General features: G+C 69.9%; 18 protein-coding genes and 1 pseudogene. 8 read left to right on the top strand and 11 right to left on the bottom strand.

The window, feature by feature from the left end; translation table 11 throughout:
- On the bottom strand, positions 1–699 hold a 699-nt coding region (locus Q7T09_RS11285), incomplete at its 3' end, for an ATP-binding cassette domain-containing protein (protein ID WP_304699734.1).
- Between the two features lie 213 nt (positions 700–912).
- On the opposite strand from Q7T09_RS11285, the gene Q7T09_RS11280 reads away from it, so the two are divergent.
- Positions 913–1,095, top strand: a complete 183-nt coding sequence (locus tag Q7T09_RS11280) for a CsbD family protein (protein WP_304699732.1) — start codon at positions 913–915, stop codon at positions 1,093–1,095.
- Between the two features lie 154 nt (positions 1,096–1,249).
- Positions 1,250–2,827 (top strand): amidase, encoded by a 1,578-nt coding sequence (locus Q7T09_RS11275; RefSeq protein WP_304699730.1) that lies wholly within the window; start codon positions 1,250–1,252, stop codon positions 2,825–2,827.
- On the opposite strand, the gene Q7T09_RS11270 is transcribed toward Q7T09_RS11275, so the two are convergent.
- On the bottom strand, positions 2,824–4,299 hold the full coding sequence (locus Q7T09_RS11270) for a hypothetical protein (protein WP_304699729.1): 1,476 nt from the start codon (positions 4,297–4,299) through the stop codon (positions 2,824–2,826). The genes Q7T09_RS11275 and Q7T09_RS11270 overlap by 4 nt on opposite strands.
- Positions 4,296–5,753 (bottom strand): tetratricopeptide repeat protein, encoded by a 1,458-nt coding sequence (locus Q7T09_RS11265; RefSeq protein ID WP_304699728.1) that lies wholly within the window; start codon positions 5,751–5,753, stop codon positions 4,296–4,298. Before Q7T09_RS11265 ends, Q7T09_RS11270 begins: the two co-directional genes overlap by 4 nt.
- A gap of 298 nt (positions 5,754–6,051) precedes the next feature.
- Here Q7T09_RS11265 and Q7T09_RS11260 point away from each other — a divergent pair, with 298 nt between their 5' ends.
- Both Q7T09_RS11260 and Q7T09_RS11255 read left to right on the top strand, forming a co-directional pair.
- The gene (locus Q7T09_RS11260; protein ID WP_304699726.1) at positions 6,052–7,749 is read left to right on the top strand and encodes a VWA domain-containing protein; all 1,698 of its coding nucleotides are present in this window, start codon (positions 6,052–6,054) and stop codon (positions 7,747–7,749) included.
- Between the two features lie 106 nt (positions 7,750–7,855).
- On the top strand, positions 7,856–9,076 hold the full coding sequence (locus tag Q7T09_RS11255; protein WP_304699724.1) for a glycosyltransferase: 1,221 nt from the start codon (positions 7,856–7,858) through the stop codon (positions 9,074–9,076).
- A 6-nt stretch (positions 9,077–9,082) separates the two neighbouring features.
- On the opposite strand, the gene Q7T09_RS11250 is transcribed toward Q7T09_RS11255, so the two are convergent.
- Together Q7T09_RS11250 and Q7T09_RS11245 are read right to left on the bottom strand one after the other, a co-directional pair.
- Entirely contained in the window at positions 9,083–10,309 is a 1,227-nt protein-coding gene (locus tag Q7T09_RS11250; RefSeq protein WP_304699723.1) for an acyl-CoA dehydrogenase family protein, read from the bottom strand.
- A 12-nt stretch (positions 10,310–10,321) separates the two neighbouring features.
- The gene (locus tag Q7T09_RS11245) at positions 10,322–11,443 is read right to left on the bottom strand and encodes an acyl-CoA dehydrogenase family protein (RefSeq protein WP_304699722.1); all 1,122 of its coding nucleotides are present in this window, start codon (positions 11,441–11,443) and stop codon (positions 10,322–10,324) included.
- Between the two features lie 141 nt (positions 11,444–11,584).
- Here Q7T09_RS11245 and Q7T09_RS11240 point away from each other — a divergent pair, with 141 nt between their 5' ends.
- A complete protein-coding gene (locus tag Q7T09_RS11240; protein WP_304699721.1) occupies positions 11,585–12,160 on the top strand; it encodes a hypothetical protein in 576 nt (191 codons plus the stop codon).
- 3 nt (positions 12,161–12,163) lie between these two features.
- On the opposite strand, the gene Q7T09_RS11235 is transcribed toward Q7T09_RS11240, so the two are convergent.
- Positions 12,164–12,811 (bottom strand): OmpW family protein, encoded by a 648-nt coding sequence (locus Q7T09_RS11235; protein ID WP_304699720.1) that lies wholly within the window; start codon positions 12,809–12,811, stop codon positions 12,164–12,166.
- Between the two features lie 194 nt (positions 12,812–13,005).
- Between Q7T09_RS11235 and pepN the strand changes: the two genes are divergently transcribed.
- The 3 genes from pepN (at position 13,006) to Q7T09_RS11220 (ending at position 18,886) form a co-directional block, all read left to right on the top strand.
- Positions 13,006–15,621, top strand: coding sequence for an aminopeptidase N (pepN, locus tag Q7T09_RS11230; RefSeq protein WP_304699719.1), 2,616 nt, complete (start codon positions 13,006–13,008; stop codon positions 15,619–15,621).
- Between the two features lie 108 nt (positions 15,622–15,729).
- Entirely contained in the window at positions 15,730–16,248 is a 519-nt protein-coding gene (locus Q7T09_RS11225; RefSeq protein ID WP_304699718.1) for a response regulator, read from the top strand.
- 106 nt (positions 16,249–16,354) lie between these two features.
- Positions 16,355–18,886 carry an ATP-binding protein gene (locus tag Q7T09_RS11220; protein ID WP_304699716.1) on the top strand — a complete coding sequence of 844 codons (2,532 nt, stop codon included), beginning with the start codon at positions 16,355–16,357 and terminating at the stop codon, positions 18,884–18,886.
- Here Q7T09_RS11220 and Q7T09_RS11215 read toward each other — a convergent pair.
- From Q7T09_RS11215 to Q7T09_RS11195, 5 genes and pseudogenes are all read right to left on the bottom strand, one after another.
- Positions 18,883–19,368 carry a periplasmic heavy metal sensor gene (locus tag Q7T09_RS11215; protein ID WP_304699714.1) on the bottom strand — a complete coding sequence of 162 codons (486 nt, stop codon included), beginning with the start codon at positions 19,366–19,368 and terminating at the stop codon, positions 18,883–18,885. The two genes, Q7T09_RS11220 and Q7T09_RS11215, sit on opposite strands and share 4 nt — an antisense overlap.
- Before the next feature lies 1 nt (position 19,369).
- A complete protein-coding gene (locus tag Q7T09_RS11210; RefSeq protein ID WP_304699711.1) occupies positions 19,370–19,792 on the bottom strand; it encodes a hypothetical protein in 423 nt (140 codons plus the stop codon).
- 10 nt (positions 19,793–19,802) lie between these two features.
- A complete protein-coding gene (locus Q7T09_RS11205; protein ID WP_304699709.1) occupies positions 19,803–20,348 on the bottom strand; it encodes an RNA polymerase sigma factor in 546 nt (181 codons plus the stop codon).
- 32 nt (positions 20,349–20,380) lie between these two features.
- The gene (locus tag Q7T09_RS11200; protein WP_304699708.1) at positions 20,381–20,800 is read right to left on the bottom strand and encodes an EF-hand domain-containing protein; all 420 of its coding nucleotides are present in this window, start codon (positions 20,798–20,800) and stop codon (positions 20,381–20,383) included.
- A 74-nt stretch (positions 20,801–20,874) separates the two neighbouring features.
- Positions 20,875–22,317 (bottom strand): annotated as a pseudogene (locus Q7T09_RS11195) (glutamine-synthetase adenylyltransferase); the annotation flags it as partial.

Raw genomic sequence — 22,317 nt, 5'->3', positions numbered from 1 at the left:
GCCGCGATCGAGCTCCAGCGTCCACTTGGTCACCTGGTCCAGGAAGTAGCGGTCGTGGGTCACCAGGATGACGCAGCCCGGGAAGGCCTCCAGGTGGTGCTGCAGCCAGGCCACGGACTCGGCGTCCAGGTGGTTGGTGGGTTCGTCCAGCAGCAGCATGTCGGGCTTGGAGAGCAGCAGGCGGGCGAGCGCGATGCGGCGCTTCTCACCGCCCGACAGGTTGTCCACCGACCAGTCGTTGGGCGGGCAGCGCAGGGCGTCGGCGGCCATCTCGATCTTGGAATCGATGTCCCAGATGTCGGCGGCGTCGATCTTCTCCTGGAGGGCGGTCATCTCCTCCATGAGTTCGTCGGAGTAGTCCTCCCCCAGCTTGGTGGCGACCTCGTTGTAGCGGTCGAAGATCTTCTTCTCTTCGCACCACGAGATGATGTTGCCCCAGACATTGAGCTGCTCGTCGAGGTGCGGCTCCTGCTCCAGGTAGCCCATCTTCACGCCATCGGCGGCCTTGGCCTCGCCGTTGAACTCGGTGTCCACCCCGGCGATGATCTTCAGCAGCGTGGACTTGCCCGAGCCGTTGACCCCGACCACGCCGATCTTGGCGTCGGAATAGAAGGACAGCCAGATGTTCTCGAACACCTTCTTGCCGCCGGGATAGGCCTTGGTCAGGCCCTGCATCTGATAAATGTACTGCTGCGCCATGGGGCGTCCGCGCTCGCTCTTCGAAAGAGGGGAATTCGGGTGCGGAGATAGCGGTCGGGGACGTCGGACGCAACGGCGCCGGGGCCTCATGGCTCCGCCCGGCAGGGCTGAGACCTGAAAAGCTGACAAGACCTGACGGAACGAACCGGCGCGCCTGCGCGTAGAGAAGGCGAAGGGCGACCCTATCCCCGCCCCCCCGCCAAGGAGACCGTCATGCACAAGGACACCATCAAGGGCGCCGCCAAGGACGCCTCGGGTTCGATCAAGGAAGCCGCCGGCAAGCTGACGGGCGACGAGCGCCTGGAGGCCGAGGGCGCGGCGGAAAAGACCGTCGGCAAGATTCAGAAGGGCGTCGGCGACCTGAAGGACGCCGCCCGCAACGCCTTGAAGAACTGATCGGATTTCCTACCTGACCCGTCAGGTTCCATCCTCCCCTCCCCCCCGTGGGTGGAACAAATAGGCAGGGCCGCGCCCCCGAGGGGCGCGGCCCTCGTCATGTCTGGTCAAGACCCGGACGGCGCCCTCCAATGGATCCAACCAGGGGAGCGGCATGCGGCGGATGGTGGGACTGATGGCGGGTTTGGCGGTGAGCGCGGGCGCGGCCCGGGCGGCGGAGGACCCGGCCCTTGGCGGCCTGCAGGTTCTCGGCCACGCCCAGGCGACGGGGACAGCCACCTCGGAGAGCCTGACCCGGGCCTATCTGGCCCGCATCGAGGCCCTCGACCGCAAGGGTCCGAAACTCAACAGCATCATCGCGCTCAATCCCCACGCCGTGACCGACGCGCGGGCGCTGGACGCAGAGCGCAAGGCCGGCAAGGTCCGCGGGCCGCTGCACGGCCTGCCGATCCTGCTGAAGGACAATATCGAGTCCGCCGACGGCACGGCCACCACCGCCGGCTCCCTGGCGTTGAAGGACAATGTCACCGGACGCGACGCGCCCCTGGTGCGACGGCTCACCGAGGCCGGGGTGGTGGTCCTGGGCAAGGCCAACCTGTCGGAATGGGCCAATTACCGCTCCTCCCGCTCCATCAGCGGCTGGAGCGCCATGGGCGGCCTGGTGCGCAACCCCTACGCCCTGGATCGCAGCGCCTGCGGCTCCAGCGCCGGATCGGGCGCCGCGGTGGCCGCGGGCCTGGCCTTCGCCGCCATCGGCACCGAGACCGACGGCTCCATCACCTGTCCGGCCGCCATGAACGGGATCGTGGGGCTCAAGCCCACGGTGGGCCTGATCTCCCGCACCCACATCGTGCCGATCTCCGCCAGCCAGGACACCGCCGGGCCGATGACCCGCAATGTCGCCGACGCCGCGGCCCTGCTCACCGTCCTGGCCGGCTCCGATCCCGCCGATCCGGCCACCCTCGAGGCCGACCAGCGCAGGACCGACTATCTGAAGGCCCTGGACCCCGCCGCCCTGAAGGGCGCCCGCATCGGGGTGCTGCGCGTCACCGCCGGCCGCTCGCCCCAGACCGACGCCGTGTTCGACCAGGCCCTGGCCGCCCTGAAGGCCGCCGGAGCGACCCTTGTGGAGGTGACGCCCCCCGACGTCAGCCAGGTCAGCGCCCTGGAGGACCTGATCCTGCGGGTGGAGTTCAAGGCCGGGATCAACGCCTATCTGGCCTCGACCTCCCCCGACCAGGTGAAGACCCGCACCCTGGCCGACCTCATCGCCTTCAACGACCTGGAGCCGCGGGAGACCGTCCTGTTCGGTCAGGAGACCTTCAAGGAAGCCCAGGCCTCCCCCGACCTGGACGACCCAGCCTATCTCACCGCCAGGGCCTCGGCCCGCCGGCTGGCCGGGCCCGAGGGCATCGACCGCATGTTGGCCGAGGCCAAGGTGGAGGCTCTGGTGGCCGAAAGCGGCGGGCCGGCCTCTGTGGTGGACCGGGTGAACGGCGGTCGCTGGCTGGGCTCGCCGTCGGAGCTTCCGGCGGTGGCGGGCTATCCCCACCTCACCGTCCCCATGGGCTATGTCGAGGGCCTGCCGGTGGGGCTGTCCTTCATCGGCACGGCCTGGTCGGAGGCCCGCCTCTTGTCCCTGGGCCACGCCTTCGAACAGGCGATCCAGGTCCGCCGCGCCCCGACCTTCCCGGCCACGGTCAACGGCTCACCAGCCTTCGACAAGCCCTAGTAGCTCGGCGCGCCGACCATGGGCGGGGGACCGCCCGAATAGCTCCCGGACCCTTGCGGATAGGCCGGCGGCGACGGCGGCGGCTTGCGGCGGAAGACCGGCCGGCGGGGCGGTGGCGGTGGCACATGGGACCGCGGCTGGGGCGCGCCGTCGCGGAGGTAGCCCCGCTCATAGCCATCGACTTCCCAGCCGTAGCGGCCCGAGGCGTCGAAGCCGCTCTCGTCCATGATCGCCCGGGGCATCTCCGACATCGGCCGGCAATAGCTCCCGGGGGGCATGCGGTAGCCGCAGCCCTGGGGGGAGTAGACGTAGTTGGGTTCGGTGATCGGATCGACGCCGCGCTCATAGTCCATGCCGGCGCCGATGAAGCGGTTATGGGCCACCTCCGGCCGGCCGCCGGCGAAGTAGGCGCCGTAGTCGTCGGCGGCGATGGCGTTCTGGCGCACCCGCACCTGACCATAGTCCGACAGCACGCCGCGACGGACCTTGAGGATGCGGTTGTGGACCAGCTCCACCTGGGCTCCGCGGTCGACATAGACCCCGGTGATCCAGTTCTTGATGACGCTGTTGGCGATCAGCAGGCTGCCGGCGCCGCTGCGCTGGTCGCGCACGGTCACCGCCGTGGAGCCCGGCAGGCCGGGGCCCGGCGCGATGATCCCCACCTGGACCAGGCGGCTCTGGCCGGGGGCCGGGGTGATGTCGAGACCGCGCACGTCGGCGGTGACCCTGGACTGCTGGAAATCCACCAGGGCCCCGTCCGCCACCACCGCGGCGTCGTTGGTGCGGGCGTCGATGACGCTGTTGCGGACGATCAGGCTGCCGCCCTGGACGAAGATCGCCGAGGCGTCCCCCTGGTAGCGCAGGGAGGAGCGGATCAGGGCCACGTCGGCGTCCTGGGCCTCGATGCAGGCGCTGCGTCCGCCCTGGCCGGCCTCGATCACCAGGTCGCGGATCTCCACGCCCTTCACGCCCGGCGCGATGCGGATGCAGGGCATGCCGTTCGGCGGGCTCAACTTGGCGACTCCCGCGCCCGCGCCGCCGAAGGCCGGGACGCCCTCCCCGGCGATGATCACCGGGTGGTCGATCTCCAGGGTCTCGCGGCAAACCCCGCCGCGCGAGCGGATGTAGAGCACGCCGTTGTCGGCCAGGTTGTAGATGGCGTCGGCCAGGGGCGCGCCGCCGGACCGCGTATCGCCGCAGTCGACGGTGATGGAGTCCAGATAGAGCGGCCGCCGCTGGCCGCGGGGCCCGTAATAGTCGTAGCCCGGCCCGCCGCGCCGCGGCTTCCAGGCCGCCGGCCGGTAGGGATGGCGCAGGGGCGGCGCCAGCAGGATGCCGAAGTTCGGACGGATCTGCTGATCCACCTTGGCGTCGGGCATGGCCTGGGCCTGGCCCGCCACGCTCAGGGACAGGACGGCTCCGGCCACGGCGGCGCCAAGGCCCGCCAGCCGGCGCAGGGCGTGTGCGATCACCGGTAGCTTCCTTCTGTGGGTCGGCTGGGGGCGCGGGCCACCTGGGCCAGGACCTCGCGCAGACGCTGGGCGGAGGGCTTGAAGCCGGAGAGCGCGCCATCGATCTGGTAGACGACGGCCGAGGCCTTGTCCTGGTCGGCGACGCCGGAGACCCCGAGCGAGAAGTAGGTGGACATGGCGTACTTGGCCTCGGGACTGCCCTGCTTGTCGGCCTCGGCGAACCAGTGGAAAGCCCGCGCATAGTCCCGCGGGACGCCCACGCCCTCGGCATACATCACCGCCAGAGCCAGTTGGGCGCGGGAGGACCCGTTCACCGCCGCGTACTGGATGGCCCGGACCTTCTCCAGCGGCGCGAACACCCCGGTGGCGGGGCGGCCGATCATGGCCTGGAAGGTCTGGATGTCCCCAGGCGAGAGCTGGCTCTGCGCGGTCACCGGCTGCGGGATCACCCGCAGATAGGCCAGCGCGGCGGCGATGTGCTGGAAGGGCAGCTCGTCGATGCGGGTGACGGCCAGGCCCTCGGCCTCGCCCATGGTCGCGGTCTCGTCGGAGTGGGGCACGCCTGAATCAGGCGCCTGGGGCGGATAGAACTCGTAGGGCGGCACCCAGCGGCGGGCCTTGGCCTCGGCGTCGGAGCCGAGGGAAGCGCGCTCGGGAGAGGACCGCTCGAAGTCCTTCAACATCACATAGCCGGCGACGTCCCCGCCCTGGGCGGCCAGGTAGTTGTAGAGATAGACGTCGACGTCGTTGCGGGTGAACAGGGTGGCCGCGGCGGGCGGCTTGACCTTGGCCAGGTCGCGCGGGTCGATGGGCGAGCCGTCGGAGGGATCGCCGAACGGGCCGAAGGACACGTCGTGCAGCCGCGCCAGGGTGCGGAAGCCCGGGGCGCCCTGGCTGGACAGCACATAGATCACCCGGTCGCGCACCTGCTGGCGCTCGTCGGAGCTCATGCGATCCAGCAGGCGATCGAGGGAAAGATAGGCGCCCCGCCGCTCGGCCGCGCGGCAGTCGTTCAGCTTGGAGCCGGGCCCGCCGCGGTTGCCCTTCTTGGGGTCGACGCCCGCGACGATGGGGGCGTAGCCGTCGGGATTGGACAGGGCCAGCTCGTACCAGACCGCCGATTCCACCGGATCGGCGAGGTTCTTCTCCTGGGCGTCGCGGCCGGAATAGCGCCGGGCGAGATCGATCTGGGCGAAGAAATCGCCCTGGAAGCCCTGTCGCCTCAGGGCGCGGACTTCCTGTTCCTGGGCGTTGAACTGCGGCTGCACGCCGATCGCCGCCTGGGGGCGGGGACAGGCCGGGCCACCCACGGCGACGCGCCCGGCGGCGCCGCCAGGACCGCCCTTGGGCTCGCAGCCGCCGGTGAGCGGAATGATGGCGGCCATGACCGCCAAGGTCAGACCTCTCCGCGCCATGTCACGCACGCCGAGGGCTGCTTCATGGAAAATGGCCATGTGCTCCCCCTTAAGCGTTAACCATACTTGAACCGCTCACTAGCGTCTTGCCCCTCCCCCCTGTCAAGCTTGGGACGGTGAAGATTAAGACACGTCAGATTCACCTATCGGGCGAGTGAACAACGGCGCCGCGCCCAAGCCCCTTGTTGGACGCGTTTTCGCCTCAGATGGCGCGCCAAGCTTCGCTTTGAGGGACTTATTCGGAGCGCTGAGAACGATGGCCGCTGTACGGAACTTAAGTCACGTCTCCCTATGCTTGCTTACAGTTGTGGCAGCCGGCTCAGCGCCGGCGGCGCCCATGGCCGCCCCGGCGATTCGCGACGGCGTTCCGACGCCCGCCGCCTGCGAGGCCCTGGGCTTCCCCAGAGGCGATGGCCGCGGGGACGGCCGGCGCCGGGGCGGCCGGATGATGTATCCCGCCCCCTCCATGGCCGGCCCGCCGCCGCCCGCCCCGCCGCCAATGCCCTCGGTCCAGCCCTACGCTCCCGCCGCCAAGATGGCGCCGATGCAGGAGATGGCGGTCAGCGGTTCCTACCGCCCCGGTCCGGTGGCGGGGGACGTCAACACCGAACGCTACCCCCACGCCCAGGCCAACCCGATCAAGCAGACGGCGCAGGAGCCGGTCTCCACCTTCTCGGTGGACGTGGACACCGCCGCCTACGCCAATGTCCGGCGCTTCCTGAACGACGGCCAGAGCCCGCCCCGTGACGCGGTGCGGGTCGAGGAGCTGATCAACTATTTCGACTATGGCTACGCCAAGCCCACCGACCCGCAGGTCCCCTTCAAGCCCTTCGTGGCGGTGACTCCGTCGCCCTGGTCGTCCGACCGGCAGATCGTCCATATCGGCCTGCAGGGCTATGACATCCCTCGCAGCCAGCAGCCGCCGCTCAACCTGGTGTTCCTCATCGACACCTCCGGCTCGATGTCCGACGAGAACAAGCTGCCCCTGGCCCGCAAGGCGCTGAACCTGCTGGTGGATCAGCTGCGGCCCCAGGACCGCGTCGCCATGGTGGCCTATGCCGGATCGGCGGGCGCGGTGCTCGCCCCCACCAGCGGGCGCGACAAGCTGAAGATGCGCTGCGCCCTCGGCGCCCTGGAATCCGGCGGCTCCACGGCCGGCGGCCAGGGCCTGGCGCTGGCCTACGACCTGGCGGTGCAGAACTTCGATCCCAAGGCGGTCAACCGGGTGATCCTGATGACCGACGGCGACTTCAATGTCGGCGTCGCCGACCCCGCCAAGCTCACCGACTTCGTCGCCGCCAAGCGCCAGACCGGAGTCTATCTCTCCGTCTACGGCCTGGGCGAGGGCAACTACAACGACACCCTGATGCAGGCCCTGGCCCAGAACGGTAACGGGACGGCGGGTTATATCGACACCCTTAACGAGGCCCGGAAGACCTTCCGAGACGACTTCTCCGGCTCCCTCTTCCCCATCGCCGACGACGTGAAGATCCAGGTGGAGTTCAATCCCAAGGCGGTCAGCGAGTATCGGCTGATCGGCTACGAGACCCGGCTGCTGAACCGCGAGGACTTCAACAACGATCGCGTGGACGCCGGGGAGGTGGGATCGGGAACCTCGGTCACCGCCCTGTACGAGGTGACCCCGGTGGGCGCCCGCCCCTCCAGCGATCCGCTGCGCTACGGCGCGCCGCTCGCCCGCGCCCCGGCCGTCACCGGCGAACTGGCCTTCCTCAAGGTCCGCTACAAGCTGCCGGGCGGCGCGACCTCCCGGCTGATCGAGCGGCCCATCGGGCCCGCCGACACCTACGGCCGGGTCGACCAGGCGCCGGAGGCCACCCGCTGGGCCCTGGCGGTGGCGGGGTTCGGCCAGAAGCTGCGGGGCGATCCCTGGATCTCGCCGGCCTTCGGCTGGAAGGCCGTGACCGACCTGGCCCAGGGCGCGCGGGGCTCCGACCCCTTCGGTCTGAGAGCGGAATTCGTCCAACTCACCCGTGCGGCGGGCGAGACAAGAACTGTCAACGAATCGGGAAACTAGACCGGGATCATCTCCGTCGTGCGCGGGAGGCATCAGGATGACCGCAACGAAACGGCCACGCCGTTCGTTGCCTGAACACAGACCCCACGAGCTGGAAGGCCCTCGCGTGTTTGACGCCACCGCTTCGGACCAGGACAACCTGATCCGCCTCGACCCGGCGGAAGCCCCCTACTTCGGTGCGCCGGGGCGGGTGGGCTTCCACCTGATCGACACCACCATGATGTATGCGCCGCGCTCCGGCGGGGTGAAGCGTTACCTCAACGCCAAGCAGGCTTGGCTGGCCCGGCGCCGCCCCGACATTCGCCACACTCTGGTGACCCCGGGCCCCACCACCGGTCTCTCCGAGCCGGGGGTGGTGACCGTGGCCGCCGCCCGCCTGCCCTTCGGCGACGGCTATCGGATGCCCGCCCGCGCCGACAAGTGGGAGACGGTGCTGCGCATGCTGGAGCCCGACATCATCGAGGCCGGCGACATCTTCGTCCCCGGCCACGCGGCCCTGGACACCGGCGAGCTGCTGGGGGTCCCGGTGGTGGGTTTCTGCCATACCGACGCCGCGGCCCTGGCGGCCCTGCACTTCGGCGAATGGGCCGAGGCGCCGGCCAAGAAGCGCTGGGCCGAGGTCTATCATCGCTTCGACCGCGTGGTGGCCCCCAGCCGTCACATGGCCCTGCGTCTGGCCGAGGCCGGCGTGGAAAAGGTGAGTGTCCAGATGCTGGGAGTCGATACCAACCTCTTCCATCCCGGCCGCGCCAATCCCGCCGCCCTGCGCAAGCGCCTGGGCCTACCCTGGAACGCCCGCATCCTGGTCTTCGCCGGCCGCCCCGCGCGGGAAAAGAACATCGACTCCATCGTCTGCGCCGTGGAGCGGCTGGGCGAGCCCTATCACCTGGTCCTGGTGGGGGCCGGCAAGGACGTGCGCATCTCGCCCCGCGTCATCGCCCTGGACTACGAGTCCGATCCCATGGCCCTGGCCACCCTCATCGCCAGCTGCGACGCCTGCGTCCACGCCAACGAGAACGAGCCCTTCGGCCTGGTGGTGCTGGAGGCGCTCGCCGCCGGCCTCCCGGTGGTGGGCCCCTCCCGTGGCGGAGTCGCCGAGCTGATCGACAACGAGGTGGGCCAGTTGGCCCAAGCCGTCGACCCGGCAGGCCTCGCCGAGGCCATCGAGGCCCTGTTCGCCCGCGACCTCGGCGCCCTGTCGGCCGCGGCCCGCGCCAGGGCCGAGCTTCGTCACAGCTGGGACCGGACCTTCGAGGGTCTGACCCGCCTCTATGGCGAACTGGTGATGAACTCGGCCGCGCCTCAGCCTATGGCCTGGCGCGCCTAGCTCCGCTTAGCGGCCGGTGGGCATGTCCTTGAAGGGCACGTCCTTGTCGACCCGGATGTCGCCGGGCAGGCCCAGGACCCGCTCGGCGATGATGTTGCGCAGGATCTCGTCGGTGCCGCCGGCGATCCGCAGGCCCGGACCGAACATCAGCGAGAAGTGGAACGCGCCGCCCAGCGAGGCCAGCTCCGGATCGTCGATGATCCCGTACTGGTCCAGCATCTCGATGGCCGTGTTGCCCAGCTCCTGCATCTGCACGGCCGAGATAATCTTGCCGATCGAGCTCTCCGGCCCCGGGGTCTGCCCCCGCGACAGGGCGGTCATGGTCCGGTTGCGCGTATGTTTCAGACCCTCGGCCTGGACGTACCAGTCGGCCAGCTTCTCGCGCAGGGCGCCGTCCTTCAAGGCCGAGCCGCCGTCGAGGCCCGGCGTATTGCGGGCGGCCTCCATGAACTGCTGCCAGCCGGCGCCGGTCTGACCGCCCACCGCCAGCCGCTCGTTCATCAGGGTCACCAGGCTGACCTTCCAGCCCTCGTCCACTGCCCCGAGCCTCTGGCTGTCCTTGACCCGCACGTCGGTGAAGAACACCTCGTTGAACCCCGACCCGCCGGACATCTGATGGATCGGCTTCACCTCGACGCCGGGGTCCTTCATGTCCACCCAGAACATGGTCAGGCCCTTGTGCTTGGGCTTGTCCAGGCTGGTGCGGGTGATGACGATCCCGAAGTCCGAGAACTGGGCGCCCGTCGTCCACACCTTTTGGCCGTTAATGATCCAATCGCCGGAGCCGTCCGGCGCGCGCTCGGCCTTGGTGCGAGCGCCCGCGACGTCCGAGCCGCCGGAGGGTTCGGAGAACAGCTGGCTCCAGATCTCCTCGCCGCGCAGGGCGGGACCGACGAAGCGCTTCTTGGTCTCCTCGTCGGCGAAGGTCATCACCGTCGGCACGCACATGCCCAGGCCGATCTGGAACGGATTGCCGGGGATGGGGTGCTTGGCCTCCTCCTGGCTGAAGATCACGTTCTGGACGGGGGTGCCCCCCTGCCCGCCCCATTCCTTGGGCCAGGTAATGCAGGCGTAGCCGGCGGCGGCCTTCTTGGCCTGCCAGGCCTTGGAGGCGGCCATGCCGTCGCCACCCTCGGGGTCACCGCCGACGCGGGCCTTGGGGGCGTTGGCTTCAAGCCACTCTCGGACCTGCTGGCGATAGGCGGCTTCTTCGGGGCTGTCGTTGAAATCCATGACCAAATTCCCTTAGGCGGCCGCCGCGTTGCGGCGTTCGAGGTGGCTGACGAGGCGTTCCTTCCAGACCCGGGGCGCGCCGGCCACCAGGCTGAGCTGACGCGAGCGGCGGTAGAACAGGTGGCAATCCATCTCCCAGGTGAAGCCGATGCCGCCGTGGGTCTGGATGTTTTCCTTGGACGCGAACCAGTAGGCTTCCGACGCCGCGATGCGGGCGGCGCTGGCGGCCACCGGCAGCTCCGGCGCGTTCGTATTGAGCGCCCAGGCTCCGTAGTAGGCGTTGGAGCGGGCCAGCTCGTTCTTGACGTACATGTCGGCCAGCTTGTGCTTGATGGCCTGGTAGGAGGCGATGACGCGGCCGAAGGCGTAGCGCTCGAGGGCGTATTCCTTGGCCATCTCCAGGCAGCGGTCGGCGCCGCCGCACTGTTCGAAGGACAGCAGCACCGCGGCGCGGTCGAAGATCTGCTCCACCAGCTCCATGCCCTCGCCGGCCTTGCCGACCCGGTGGGCCGGCGCGTCCTTGAAGGTCAGCCTCGCGGCGTCGCGGGTGGGGTCCAGGGTCTTGACCGCCTCGCGGGTGACGCCCGCCCCGGCCAGGTCCACCAGGAAGAGGCCGGGCTTGCCGCCCTCCTTGGCCAGGACCAGGGCCACGTCGGCGATGTCGCCGTCGGTGACCGGGATCTTCACCCCCGTCAGCTTGCCGTCGGTGACGGCGGACTGCAGGGTCGCCGCTGTGGTGGCGCCCGGGCCTTCGGAGGTGGCGATGGCGCCGATGATCTCGCCGGCGGCGATCTTGGGCAGGAGGTCGGCCTTCTGCGCCTCGTCGCCCGCCAGCATGATGGCCTCGGCCAGGAAATAGACCGTGGAGGCGAAGGGGATCGGCGCGACGGCGCGACCCAGCTCCTCGGCGATCACGCAGAGTTCCAGGTGACCCAGGCCCAGGCCGCCAAATTCCTCAGGGATCGCCGCGCCCAGCCAGCCCTGGCCGGCGACGGATTTCCACAGCGCCTGGTCATAGCCCTGGGCGGCGTCCTCCAGCACGCCCCGGGCGCGGCTGGTGGGGCAGTTGGCCTCGAGGAACTTGCGCGCCTCGCCCTTCAGGAACTTTTGGTCGTCCGAAAAATCGAAATTCATGTTCGCCCATCCGCCAGTTCTGGCCGGTTGAAGTTTCCTCGCGCGTCAACATACGCGCCTCTGGCCGAGAGGAAAGATTGACCTCGCGTCAAGGATTTCAGGCTCTTATGCGCGCCTGCGAGCAGGTCCGAAGGGCGCGTCATGGCCAAGGCGATATTTCAGAAGAACCAGCGAGTCTGGGTCGAGAGCGTCGGCGCGTGGGCCATTGTCGAGAAGTTGGTGCCGGTCTGGGCCCGTGGCTTCGACGAACCTGTCAGGGTGACCTACGACGTCGGCCTAGGCCGCGACTTCCAGGCCCATGAACTGAGGCCCGAGCAGGATACCGACGACGTCCTGGCCGAGGACGGCGCCCACTGGCGGCTGCTGCGGGCCCGCAACAAGTGGCAGACGCAGGAGAGCGTCCGGCACCACCCTTACCCAGGAAGCTATCCGGTGGTGGTCACCGACGCCAACGACTGGGGCGGCTGGCGCACGCCCGGCGCCGAGTACGACCGCGATCCGCACAAGATCGAGTTCCAGGCCCGGCTAATCGCCTCGGCCCCCCGCCTGCTCTCCATCGCGCGGCGCCTGATGTCGATGATCGAGGAAACCCCGGGCGCGCCGCCCGAACTCCAACTGCTGGCCGAGCAGGCCGTGAAGGTGGATCAGTTCCTCAAGGAAATCCCCGCCGGCGTGGATGAACCGATGTCGGAACCGGCCACCCACGCGGCGGAGTAACCGCTAGAACTTATAGCCGAAGCCCGCCGAGATCACCCAGGGGTCGAGCTTGACCTTGGACTTCAGGGCGCCGCCATTGATCTTGGCGTCGGTCTCGAAGAACACCTTCTTGACGTCCAGATTGGCGCTCCACGGCCCCTGGACCGCGACATCGACGCCAGCCTGCAGGGCGTAGCCGAAACCGTCGTCGAGCTCCACCGTGAAGCCGTTCTGATCCTTGCCGTTGTAGAACAGCATGTAGTTCACCCCCGCGCCCACATAGGGGCTGACCTTGGAGGTCGGCGCGAAATGATACTGCAGCGAGACGATGGGCGGCAGGACCCAGGTCTTGTGGACGGTCACGTCGACCCCCGTGCCCTGAGCCTTGATGGCGTGCTGGGTCGTCCCGGCGATGACCTCGACGGCCACATGGTCGGTGAGGAAGTAGCTCAGGCCGATGGTCGGCTTGATGTCGTCCTTGACGTCGACATGCAGGCCGGTGGCCGCGCCGGCCGCGGTGGTGATGGCGTCGTCGGCGGTGGGCGAGACGTCCGTGGCGCGGACGTTCAGCATCAGCAGGCCCTTTTCCTTGACCTGGAAGTCCTGGGCCTGGGCGGTCCCGGCCAGGGCGAGCGCAGCGCCAAGGGCCAGGGCGTAGGTGGAAACTTTCATCTTCTTTTCCCCTCAAGGCACGGAGGGAGCGCCGTGCTGGCGGGGACATCGCGCTATCCGGCAAGCGCAGCTTTGACAAAACTCAAACAACCGTTTGACAGAGTTTGCGCGTGGCGCGGGCGACACGGCCATCGTGGCGACTTTCGCAGCCGCGGCGCTCGCCCTGGCGGCCCGGATGGCCTAAATCCTTGCAGATGCGCACAGAGACTCCCCAGCCCATCCGGCTCACCGACTACCGCCCGCCCGCCTTCCGGATCGACACGACCGAGCTGGTCTTCGACCTGGCCCCCAACGCCACCCGAGTGAAGGCGCGCCTGTCCATCACCCGCAACGGCCAGCACGCCGAGCCCTTGGTGCTGAACGGAGAGCGGCTGAAGCCGATCTCGGTGGCCGTGGACGGCAAGGTTCTGGGCGAGGCCGAGCGCACCATCGACGCCGAATATCTGACAGTTCCCAACGTCCCCGACAGCTTCGTCCTGGAGACCGAGGTCGAGATCGACCCGGAGGCCAACAAGGCCCTGGACGGCCTCTACATGTCCGGCGGCCGATTCTGCACCCAGTGCGAGGCCGAAGGCTTCCGCAAGATCACCTGGTTCCCCGACCGGCCCGACGTGCTGTCGCGCTTCACCGTGCGCATCGAGGCCGACAAGGCCTTCCACCGCCTGCTCTCCAACGGCAACCTGATGGAGTCCGGGACCATGACGGGCGGCCGCCACTACGCCGTCTGGAACGACCCCTTCCCCAAGCCCGCCTATCTGTTCGCCCTGGTGGCCGGAGAGCTGGATGAACTGGCCGACACGCTGGTGACCATGAGCGGCCGCACGGTCGATCTGAAGATCTATGTCGATCCCGGCATGTCCGATCGCGCCGCCTACGCCATGGACTCCCTCAAGCGCGCAATGAAGTGGGACGAGGAGGTCTTCGGCCGCGAATACGACCTGGACCTGTTCATGATCGTCGCCGTCCGCGACTTCAACTTCGGGGCCATGGAGAACAAGGGGTTGAACATCTTCAACTCGTCCCTGCTGCTGGCCGACGAGAAGACCGCCACCGACCTCGACTATGAGCGCATCGAGAGCGTGGTGGCCCACGAGTACTTCCACAACTGGACCGGCGACCGCATCACCTGCCGCGACTGGTTTCAACTGTTCCTTAAGGAGGTCCTGACGGTCTTCCGCGACCAGAGCTTCTCGGCCGACATGCGCGGCGCCGCCGTCCAGCGGATCAAGGACGTGAAGACCCTGCGGGCCCGGCAGTTCTCGGAGGACCAGGGACCTCTGGCCCATCCGGTCCGCCCCGGCAGCTATCTGAAGATCGACAACTTCTACACCGCGACCATCTACGAAAAGGGCGCCGAGGTCATCAGGATGCTCAAGACCCTGATCGGGGACGAGAAGTTCCGGGAGGGCATGGATCTTTATTTCGACCGCTGGGACGGTCACGCCACGACGGTTGAGGAGTTCATCCGCTGCTTCGCCGACGTCACCGGCGAGGACCTGACCGAGTTCTTCGCCTGGTACGAGCAGGCCGGCACCCCGAAGGTGACCCTGAGCCACAGCTACGACCCCGACGCCCGCACCCTGAAGCTCGACCTGACGCAGGAAACCGCCCCGACCCCGGGCCAGCCCACCAAGCGGCCCCTGCCGACCCCGGTGCGCCTGGGCCTGCTGGACAGCGACGGCCGCACCCAGGCCTTCCTGCGCGACGGGACCGCCCTGGACGAAACCGTCGTGGTGCTGAACGGCGCTGCGACCAGCGTGACCCTGACCGGCGTGGACTCCGAGCCCGTGGTCTCGGCCCTGCGCGGCTTCTCGGCCCCCGTCACCCTGGAGACCGACGCCGCGCCCAAGGACCGCTATGTCCAGCTGGCCGGCGACCCGGACCTGTTCAACCGCTGGGAGGCCGGCCAGGACCTGGCGCGGGCCCTGATCACCAGCCGCGCCCTGGGCAAGCCCGACGAGGTGGGCGAGGAACGCTATGCCGAGGCCTTGGGCCGCGGTCTGGCCGACCAGGCCGCCGATCCGGCCTTCAAGGCCCTGATGCTCGCCCTGCCCTCGGAGGCCGACCTGGCCCTGGCCATGCGGCCCGCCGATCCGGCCGCCATCCACGCGGCCCGCGAGGCCCTGCGCACCCGCCTGGCCCTCCACCTGGAGGACGACCTGAAGCGCCTGCACATCGGCCTGCAGGAGCTGGGCGAATTCTCCCCCGACGCCGCCAGCGCCGGGCGCCGGGCCCTGCGCAACGCCACCCTGGAGCTGCTGGCCGCCAACCCGCGCGCGGAGGTCGCCACCCTGGCCGACGGCCACTATCGCGCCGCCATCAACATGACCGACGCCATCGGCGGGCTGAACGCCTTGATGCTGGTGGGCGGCGAGGCCTTCGAGGCGGCGCTCGCCGACTTCTACGACCGCTGGAAGTCCGAGCCCTTGGTGATCGACAAGTGGTTCGCCCTGCAGGGTCGCGACCCCACCGAGGGCGCCCTAGGCCGGGTGATGGGCCTGACCGCCCACCCCGCTTTCGACCAGAAGAACCCCAACCGGCTGCGGGCCCTGATCTCCAGCTTCGCGGCCAACCAGGCCCAGTTCCACGATCCCAGCGGCGCGGGCTACCGCTTCCTGGCCGACACCATCCTGGCCGTCGACGGGTTCAACCCGATGACGGCCGCGCGGCTGGTGGAGCCCCTGGGCGGCTGGCGGCGCTACAGGCCCGAGCTCGGAAACCTGATGAAGGCGCAACTCCAGCGCATCGCCGGGACGGAGGGTCTGTCGAAGAACGTCTATGAACTGGCGACGAAGGCTCTGGCGGACTAAGCCGAGATCGGCGATTGCCGCTGAGCCGAATCTTGTTGAAAATCAGACTTGTGGAATTGTTGGCGCAGACCGGCTCCCACAGGTGTGACCTAGGGAAGCCGCCATTGCATGTCCATTTCACTGAGCCGCATCAACTTCATGGTGGTGGATGACAACATCCACGCGATCGATTTGGTCAAGACCATGCTGCGCGGGTTCGGCGTCGACGCGGTGGTGGAGGCCAAGACCCTCGCCGAGGCCAAGGCCAAGCTGAAGGCCAGCACCCTGCCGGGCGCAGCCGTGATCGACATCATTATCCTCGACTACATGATGGGCGAGGAGGAAGGCGTGACCCTGGCCCGCTGGCTGCGCACCAATGAGTCCAGCCCGGCGCCCTATATCCCGATCATCATGCTGACCGGCCACGCCGACCGCCAGCGGGTCTACGCCGCCCGCGACGCCGGGGTGAACGAGTTCTGCGTCAAGCCCTTCACGCCCTCCGACCTGATGAAGCGGATCATGGCCGTGATCGACCATCCGCGCCCTTTCGTGCGCACCGACTCCGGCTATTTCGGCCCCGACAGGCGACGGGTGGACGACCCGAAGTACAAGGGTCCCGAGCGCCGCAAGGACCGCCGTCGCAAATAGAGTCCGCACGGACCTCTGTGACCGTATGACTCTCGTGACGCGCGGGGCCCGCTCGCCTAGACTCCAACCTTGGGTGACTCGGTTCAGCGTGAAGGAGCGGCGGGCGTTGGCCAGACGCGGGGGTGAGGACACCGAGGCCAGTCGGCCTCAGGGGCGCGACGCCGCGCCCGGCGTCCGGCCGCTGCCGACCCAGACCTTCGCGCGCATCGCCATCCTTTCAACCCTGCTGCTGCTGGCGGTCTACACCGCCTTCGCGGTGGCCAGGATCCAGCGCGAACCTCAGATCACCACGGTGGCCAACGCCGCCCTGCCCAGCCGGGCCGAGGCGATCGCCGCCCACCTGGACGGCGAGGCCGCCACCCTGCGCGGCGGCCTGCTGGCGGCCCGCGAAGCCCTGCAGCGGGATGGCGACCAGCCCATGGCGGCGGCCGAGAGCGGTCTGCGCGCCGCCTCCGGCGCGGCCCTGGCCGTGGCGGTCATCTCCGATGAAGGCGTCGTGGCGGTGTCGGGCCCGGCCGGCGGCCTGGACTGGCAGGAACTGGCCAAGGGCGCCGAGGCCTCCAAGCGCGAGGTCTGGCTCGGCGTCACCAGCCAGACCACCCCCGCGCTCGCCGCCGCCGCGCTCGCCTCCACCAGCAAGGGGCCGCGCTGGATCGTGGTGGCCGGCGATCCGGCCCGCCTGGGCGCCTGGCTCGCCAGGTCCAAACCCGAACTGATCGCCACCCCGGACGGCCGGGTGCTGGCCGCCAGCCCGTCCCATGGCGTCGCCGCCGCCGACACGGTCAACGCCGCCTTCGCGATCTCACCGGAGGAACTGAAGCTCGATGGCGGCTTGAGCCGCGCCCAGGGCCCGGACGGCGCCGCCCTGGACCTGGCCGCCCGGCCGGCGCTCAGCGGAGCCCTTTACGCCCTGGCCGGCGCCAGTTCCGCGCCCCTGGAGATCCAGAGCTCGACCGAGCAGCTGGCCTGGCTGCTGACCCCGCTCGCCGCGGCCTTCCTGCTGGGCCTCCTGCTGCTCAACCAGAGCAACAAGGTTGAGAACGCGCAGAAGGCCTTCGTCGATTCCGAGCAGCGCTTCCGTCTGGCCGTCGAGGCCGCCCGCTGCGGGATCTGGGAGTGGGATCTCGCCAACGACAAGATGTTCATGTCCGACGTCACCGGCGCCATCTTCGGCTGGGGCGGCGGCGGCATCGTCGAGGGCCAGCAGGTGCTGGAGCGCGTCTCCGCCGACCACCGCGACCGCCTGCGCCAGGCGCTCTCGACCGCCGCCGTCTACGGCGGCTTCGACGTCTCGTTCCGCGTCCCCTCGATGCAGGGCGGGCGGCCCACCTGGATCGACGCCCGCGGTCAGGCCTTCGGCGGCAAGGACGGCGACGGCTATTCGCGGATCATCGGGGTGGCCCTGGACGTCACCGAGGAACGCATGGCCCAGGCCCGCGCCCAGGCCGCCGAGAACCGGCTGCGCGACGCCATCGAGAGCGTGTCGGAGGCCTTCGTCCTCTGGGACCGCAACGGCCGCCTGCTGATGTGCAACAAGAACTACCGGGCCTTCTTCTCCCTGGAGCCGCGGCTGCTGAAACCGGGCGCCTCGCGCGAGCAGGTCAACCGCTTCGCCCAGCTGGCCATCAAGCAGGAGATGGAGAGCTCCGACGGGCGCAAGGGCGTGCGCGAGGCCGAGCTCAATGACGGCCGCTGGATCCAGATCTCCGAGCGCCGCACCGCCGAAGGGGGCCTCGTCATGAGCGCCGCCGACATCACCGCCATCAAGACCCAGGAAGAGGCTCGCCGCCTCAACGAGGAGCAGCTCCAGAAGGCTGTGGTGGGCCTGGAACGCAGCCAGGAGCAGCTCTCCGAACTGGCCCGCAAGTACGAGATGGAGAAGGTCCGCGCCGAGGGGGCCAACAAGGCCAAGAGCGAGTTCCTGGCCAATATGAGCCACGAGCTGCGCACCCCGCTCAACGCCATCAACGGCTTCTCCGAGATCATGACCCAGGAGATGTTCGGGCCGCTGGGCGACGCCCGCTACAAGGGCTATTCGCAGGACATCCTGTCGTCGGGCCAGCACCTGCTGGCGCTCATCAACGACATCCTCGACATGTCGAAGATCGAGGCCGGCAAGATGAGCCTGAAGTTCGAACCCATCGCCCTGGAGGAGGTGGCCGAGGACGCCGTGCGCCTGGTCCGCAACCGCGCCGAGGCCACCGGCCTGACCCTCAGCATCGATTTCCCGCAACACCTGCCCGAGATCGAGGCCGACTATCGCGCGGTCAAGCAGGTGCTGCTGAACCTGCTCTCCAACGCCATCAAGTTCACGCCCCGCGGCGGCCGGGTGACCGTGCGCGCCGAGGGCCGCCATGACCCCCTGGGCGAGCGCATCCGCATCAGCGTGCAGGACACCGGCATCGGCATCGCCGAAGACGACCTGGCCCGCCTGGCCCGGCCCTTCGAACAGGTGGAAAACCAGCACTCCAAGACCACCCAGGGCACAGGCCTGGGCCTGGCCCTCACCAAGTCCCTGGTGGAGATGCACGGCGGATCACTGGACATGCAGAGCGCGCCTGGCGAGGGCACCATGGTCAGCTTCTCCCTCCCCATCCGCCAGACCGGCGCGGCGCTCGCCGCGATCGCCGCGGCCTAGCGGTCTTGCGGCGGGCGCAGGGCGCGCTGGCCGCCGGCCGGGCCGCTGCGGGCTAGACCGTCCGCCAGAGCCGCCCGCTCCTTCGGCGGCAGCTCGGCCGCGAAGTCGACGATCCGCTCCTCCAGTCCGCCACGGGCGGTCATCTCCAGGGCGCGAGCCTGCGACAACCGCCTGGCCACGCCAGGGCCATCCAGGGGGTCCGCGGCCAGTCCGGCCCAGGCCTCACGGCGAGCGCGGCGGGCCTGATGAAGCTGACTGCCCACCTCCACGGCGTGGCCCCGCAACATCTCGCGGTAGGCGCGGCGATGCTCGGGGGGCAGGGTGTCGGCGGCGACCCACACCGGCTGGCGCGAACGGGCCGCGGCGGGCGCGGCTTCGCGCAGCCGGTGCCCCACCACAACGCCGCCCACCACCGCCCCGATCACGAAGAGGTTCAGGGCCACCGAGGCGATCAGGGCCAAGGTCAGGGCGCGCGGACTCACCTCAGGCCCCTTCAATGGTGTCGGCGAGGTCGTCATAGCCGGTCATCGCCGCGCTGACCGCCTCGGGCGCATCGGATGGCCCGCCCAGGTTTCCCGACAGGGCCACCCCGACGACCAGGCCCGCGGCGCAGGCGCCGGCCAGCCCCGCCCCGACCCCGGCGCCCAGCAGCCAGGCCCGCAGGCCGCGGCCCGTGCGAGGGCGCGGCGCGGCGGCGACCACCGCCTCGCGCAGGTCGTGGGAGAGGCTCAGCGGCGCCCAGGCGTCGAGGACCGCGTCGAGACGGTCGGCCTGTTCCAGGGCCCGGCGCGCGAAGTCGGGCTCCGCCGCCATCAGGGCCGCGGCCGCCTCGCGCACCTCGGCGGGCCAGCGGGCGACGGCGCCGCCGTGGGCGTCCGCAAGCTCCAGGAACCGTTCGCGGGTCATGACCGTCCTCTCATGGCGTCATCATATCCGAAAGCGCCGCGCGCAGGGCCCGACGGCCCCGCGAGAGCAGGCTCTCCAGGGCGTCGATACTGACCCCCATGATCGCCGCGGCCTCGATATTGGTCAGGTCCTGATAGTGGCACAGCGCCACGGCTTCCCGCTGCCGCTCCGGCAGGGCGGCCATGGCCGCGGCCACCCGGCGGCCCACGTCGGCGGCCTCCAGCCCCCGGTCCGGCGCCGGACCGTCGTCGGCCTGCTCCGGAGGACTGTCGGTGACGATCTCGCGCCGACGCCGCAGGCGGTCGTAGCAGAGGTTCAGGGTCACCCGATGCAGCCAGGTGTCGAAGCGGGCGACGCCGGGCTTCCAGGTCGGCGCCTGGCGCCAGGCTCGGATCATGGCCTCCTGGGCCACGTCCTCGGCCTCGGAGGCCTCCCCCAGCATCCGGCCGGCCAGGGCCAGCAGGCGCGGCAGCTTGCGGGCCGCAAGCGCCCGCACCGCGGCCGGGTCGCCCTGGGCGACGGCCGCCAGCAACGCCTCGTCCGGATCGGAGTCCAAGCCTCACCTCGCCCGGGGGCGGCCTGAGCGCCCTATCCGTCACGGCCCCGGTTCTGGCGCATAGTGAGCAGTTCGCCCTTGCTGAGCCAGCCATCATGATTGCTGTCGGCGGCGTCGAAGCGGCGCTTGGAGCCGGCCTCCAGCTCGGCGCGCGACAGCAGGCTGTCCTTGTTGGTGTCGCCGAGCGTCCACATCTGGGCGATGCGGGTCGCCCCGTCGGCGCCGCCGAAGCGTTTGGCCATGTCCTCCATGACCTTGCTCTCGGCCTTGCTGATCTTGCCGTCCTTGTTGGTGTCCAGCCGCTCCAGCATGCGGTCGGCCTGAGCCTTCCGGAACTCGGCGAAGGTCACCTTGCCGTCGTGGTCCAGGTCGGGACTGGGCCCGCGGCCCATCTGGGCGTGGGCGGACGTCGCCATGGCGAGGAAGGCGGCGCTGATGACGAGGCGCTTCATGAAGGGTCCTTTCGACGATCGACCGGGGCGCGGACCGTCAAACCTTCAACGGCGCCCGGGCCCATTTCCGTCGCTCAAGTTTGCACAATGATGTCGTAGGCGTGACGTGCGGCGGTCCGGGCCTTGTCCAGGCGGGTCTTCAGGGCGCGGAAGTCCCGGGCGCCGCCGGCCCGGGCCAGCAGGGCCTTGAAAGCCTTGGGCTCCTCGCTGGGATCCTCCCCGTCGGCCAGGGCCACCTTGAGGAGCTGGGTCAGGTTCTGCTGCAGGCGCCAGGCGGCCTGGAGGTCGGCCAGCGCCCCCTTCGGCGCCAGCTCGGCCGCCAGGCAGGCCTCCAGCGCCTCGGCGGTGTTGGGGGACAGGGGCCCGCCGAAGCCGGCGTGGACCAGTTGCAGGAACTGGGCGGCGAACTCGATGTCCACCAGGCCGCCCGGGGAGAGCTTGAGGTCCCAGGCGCCCTTCGGCGGCCGCTCCTGCTCCAGGAGTTGGCGCATCTCACGGACCTCGGCGGCGGTCTTCTTCGCATCGCGAGGGCGGCGCAGGGCGGCCTCGATGGCGGCCTGGGCGGCCTCGGCGAAGGCGGGCGAAGTGGCCCACACCACCCGGGCCCGGGTCAAGGCCAGCAGCTCCCAGGTCTCGGCCTCGCGGTCGTAATAGTCCTGGAAGGCGGCGAAGCTGACGGCCACGGGGCCCTTGGTGCCGGAGGGCCGCAGCTGCATGTCCACCTCGTAGAGCTCCCCCTCCCCCGTCGGGGTGGACAGCGCCGCGATCAGGCGCTGGGTGAAGCGGCCGTAGAAGACGTCGGCGCTCCACTCCTTGACCGCCGAGGCGGCGCCCTCGGCGTCGGCGCGGTAGAGGGTCATCAGGTCCAGGTCCGAGCCGGCGCTCATCTCGCGGGACCCGCACTTGCCGAGCGCCACCACCGCCACCTGGCCCGGGAAGGCCCCGCCCAGGCGCTCGGCCTCGGCGAGCGACACTGGAGCCAGGGTGTCGATACAGAGGTCGGCCAGGTCGGCGAAGGCGCGGCCGGCGATCTCGGCGCTGGCCGTGCCGCTCATCACCTGCACCCCGATGCGGAAGGCCTGCTCCCGGTGCACCCGGCGCACCGCGTCCATGGCGCCCTCGAAGCCCTGGGACTGGGCGACGGCGGCGGCCATCACCCGGCGGTCCTCCTCGATGGCGATGTCGGAAAAGAAGTCCCCGTCCAGCATGGCGTCCAGGGCCGCGGGCCGGCGAGCGAGCGTGGTGGCCAGGCGCGGCGCGTAGGCCATGACCTGGACGATGAGCTCGAAGAGCTGGGGCTGGGCCAGGAACAGGGACTGGAGCTGCACGCCGGAGGACAGCTTGCCGAAGAAGTCGCTGAACCGGTGGAAGGCCATGTCCGGCGCGCCGGTGGCGTTGGCGGCCTCCAGCAGGCGCGGGGCCAGGCGGGTGAAGAGCTCGCGGCCCCGCTCGGTGCGGGTGGCCGAGATGTGGCCGTGGTGCCAGCCGCGGATGGTCTGGGAGACCCGGGCGGGCTG

This window comes from Phenylobacterium sp. (genome assembly GCF_030645195.1).
Lineage (GTDB): Bacteria > Pseudomonadota > Alphaproteobacteria > Caulobacterales > Caulobacteraceae > Phenylobacterium.
This window is presented reverse-complemented; position numbering and strand designations above follow the sequence as displayed.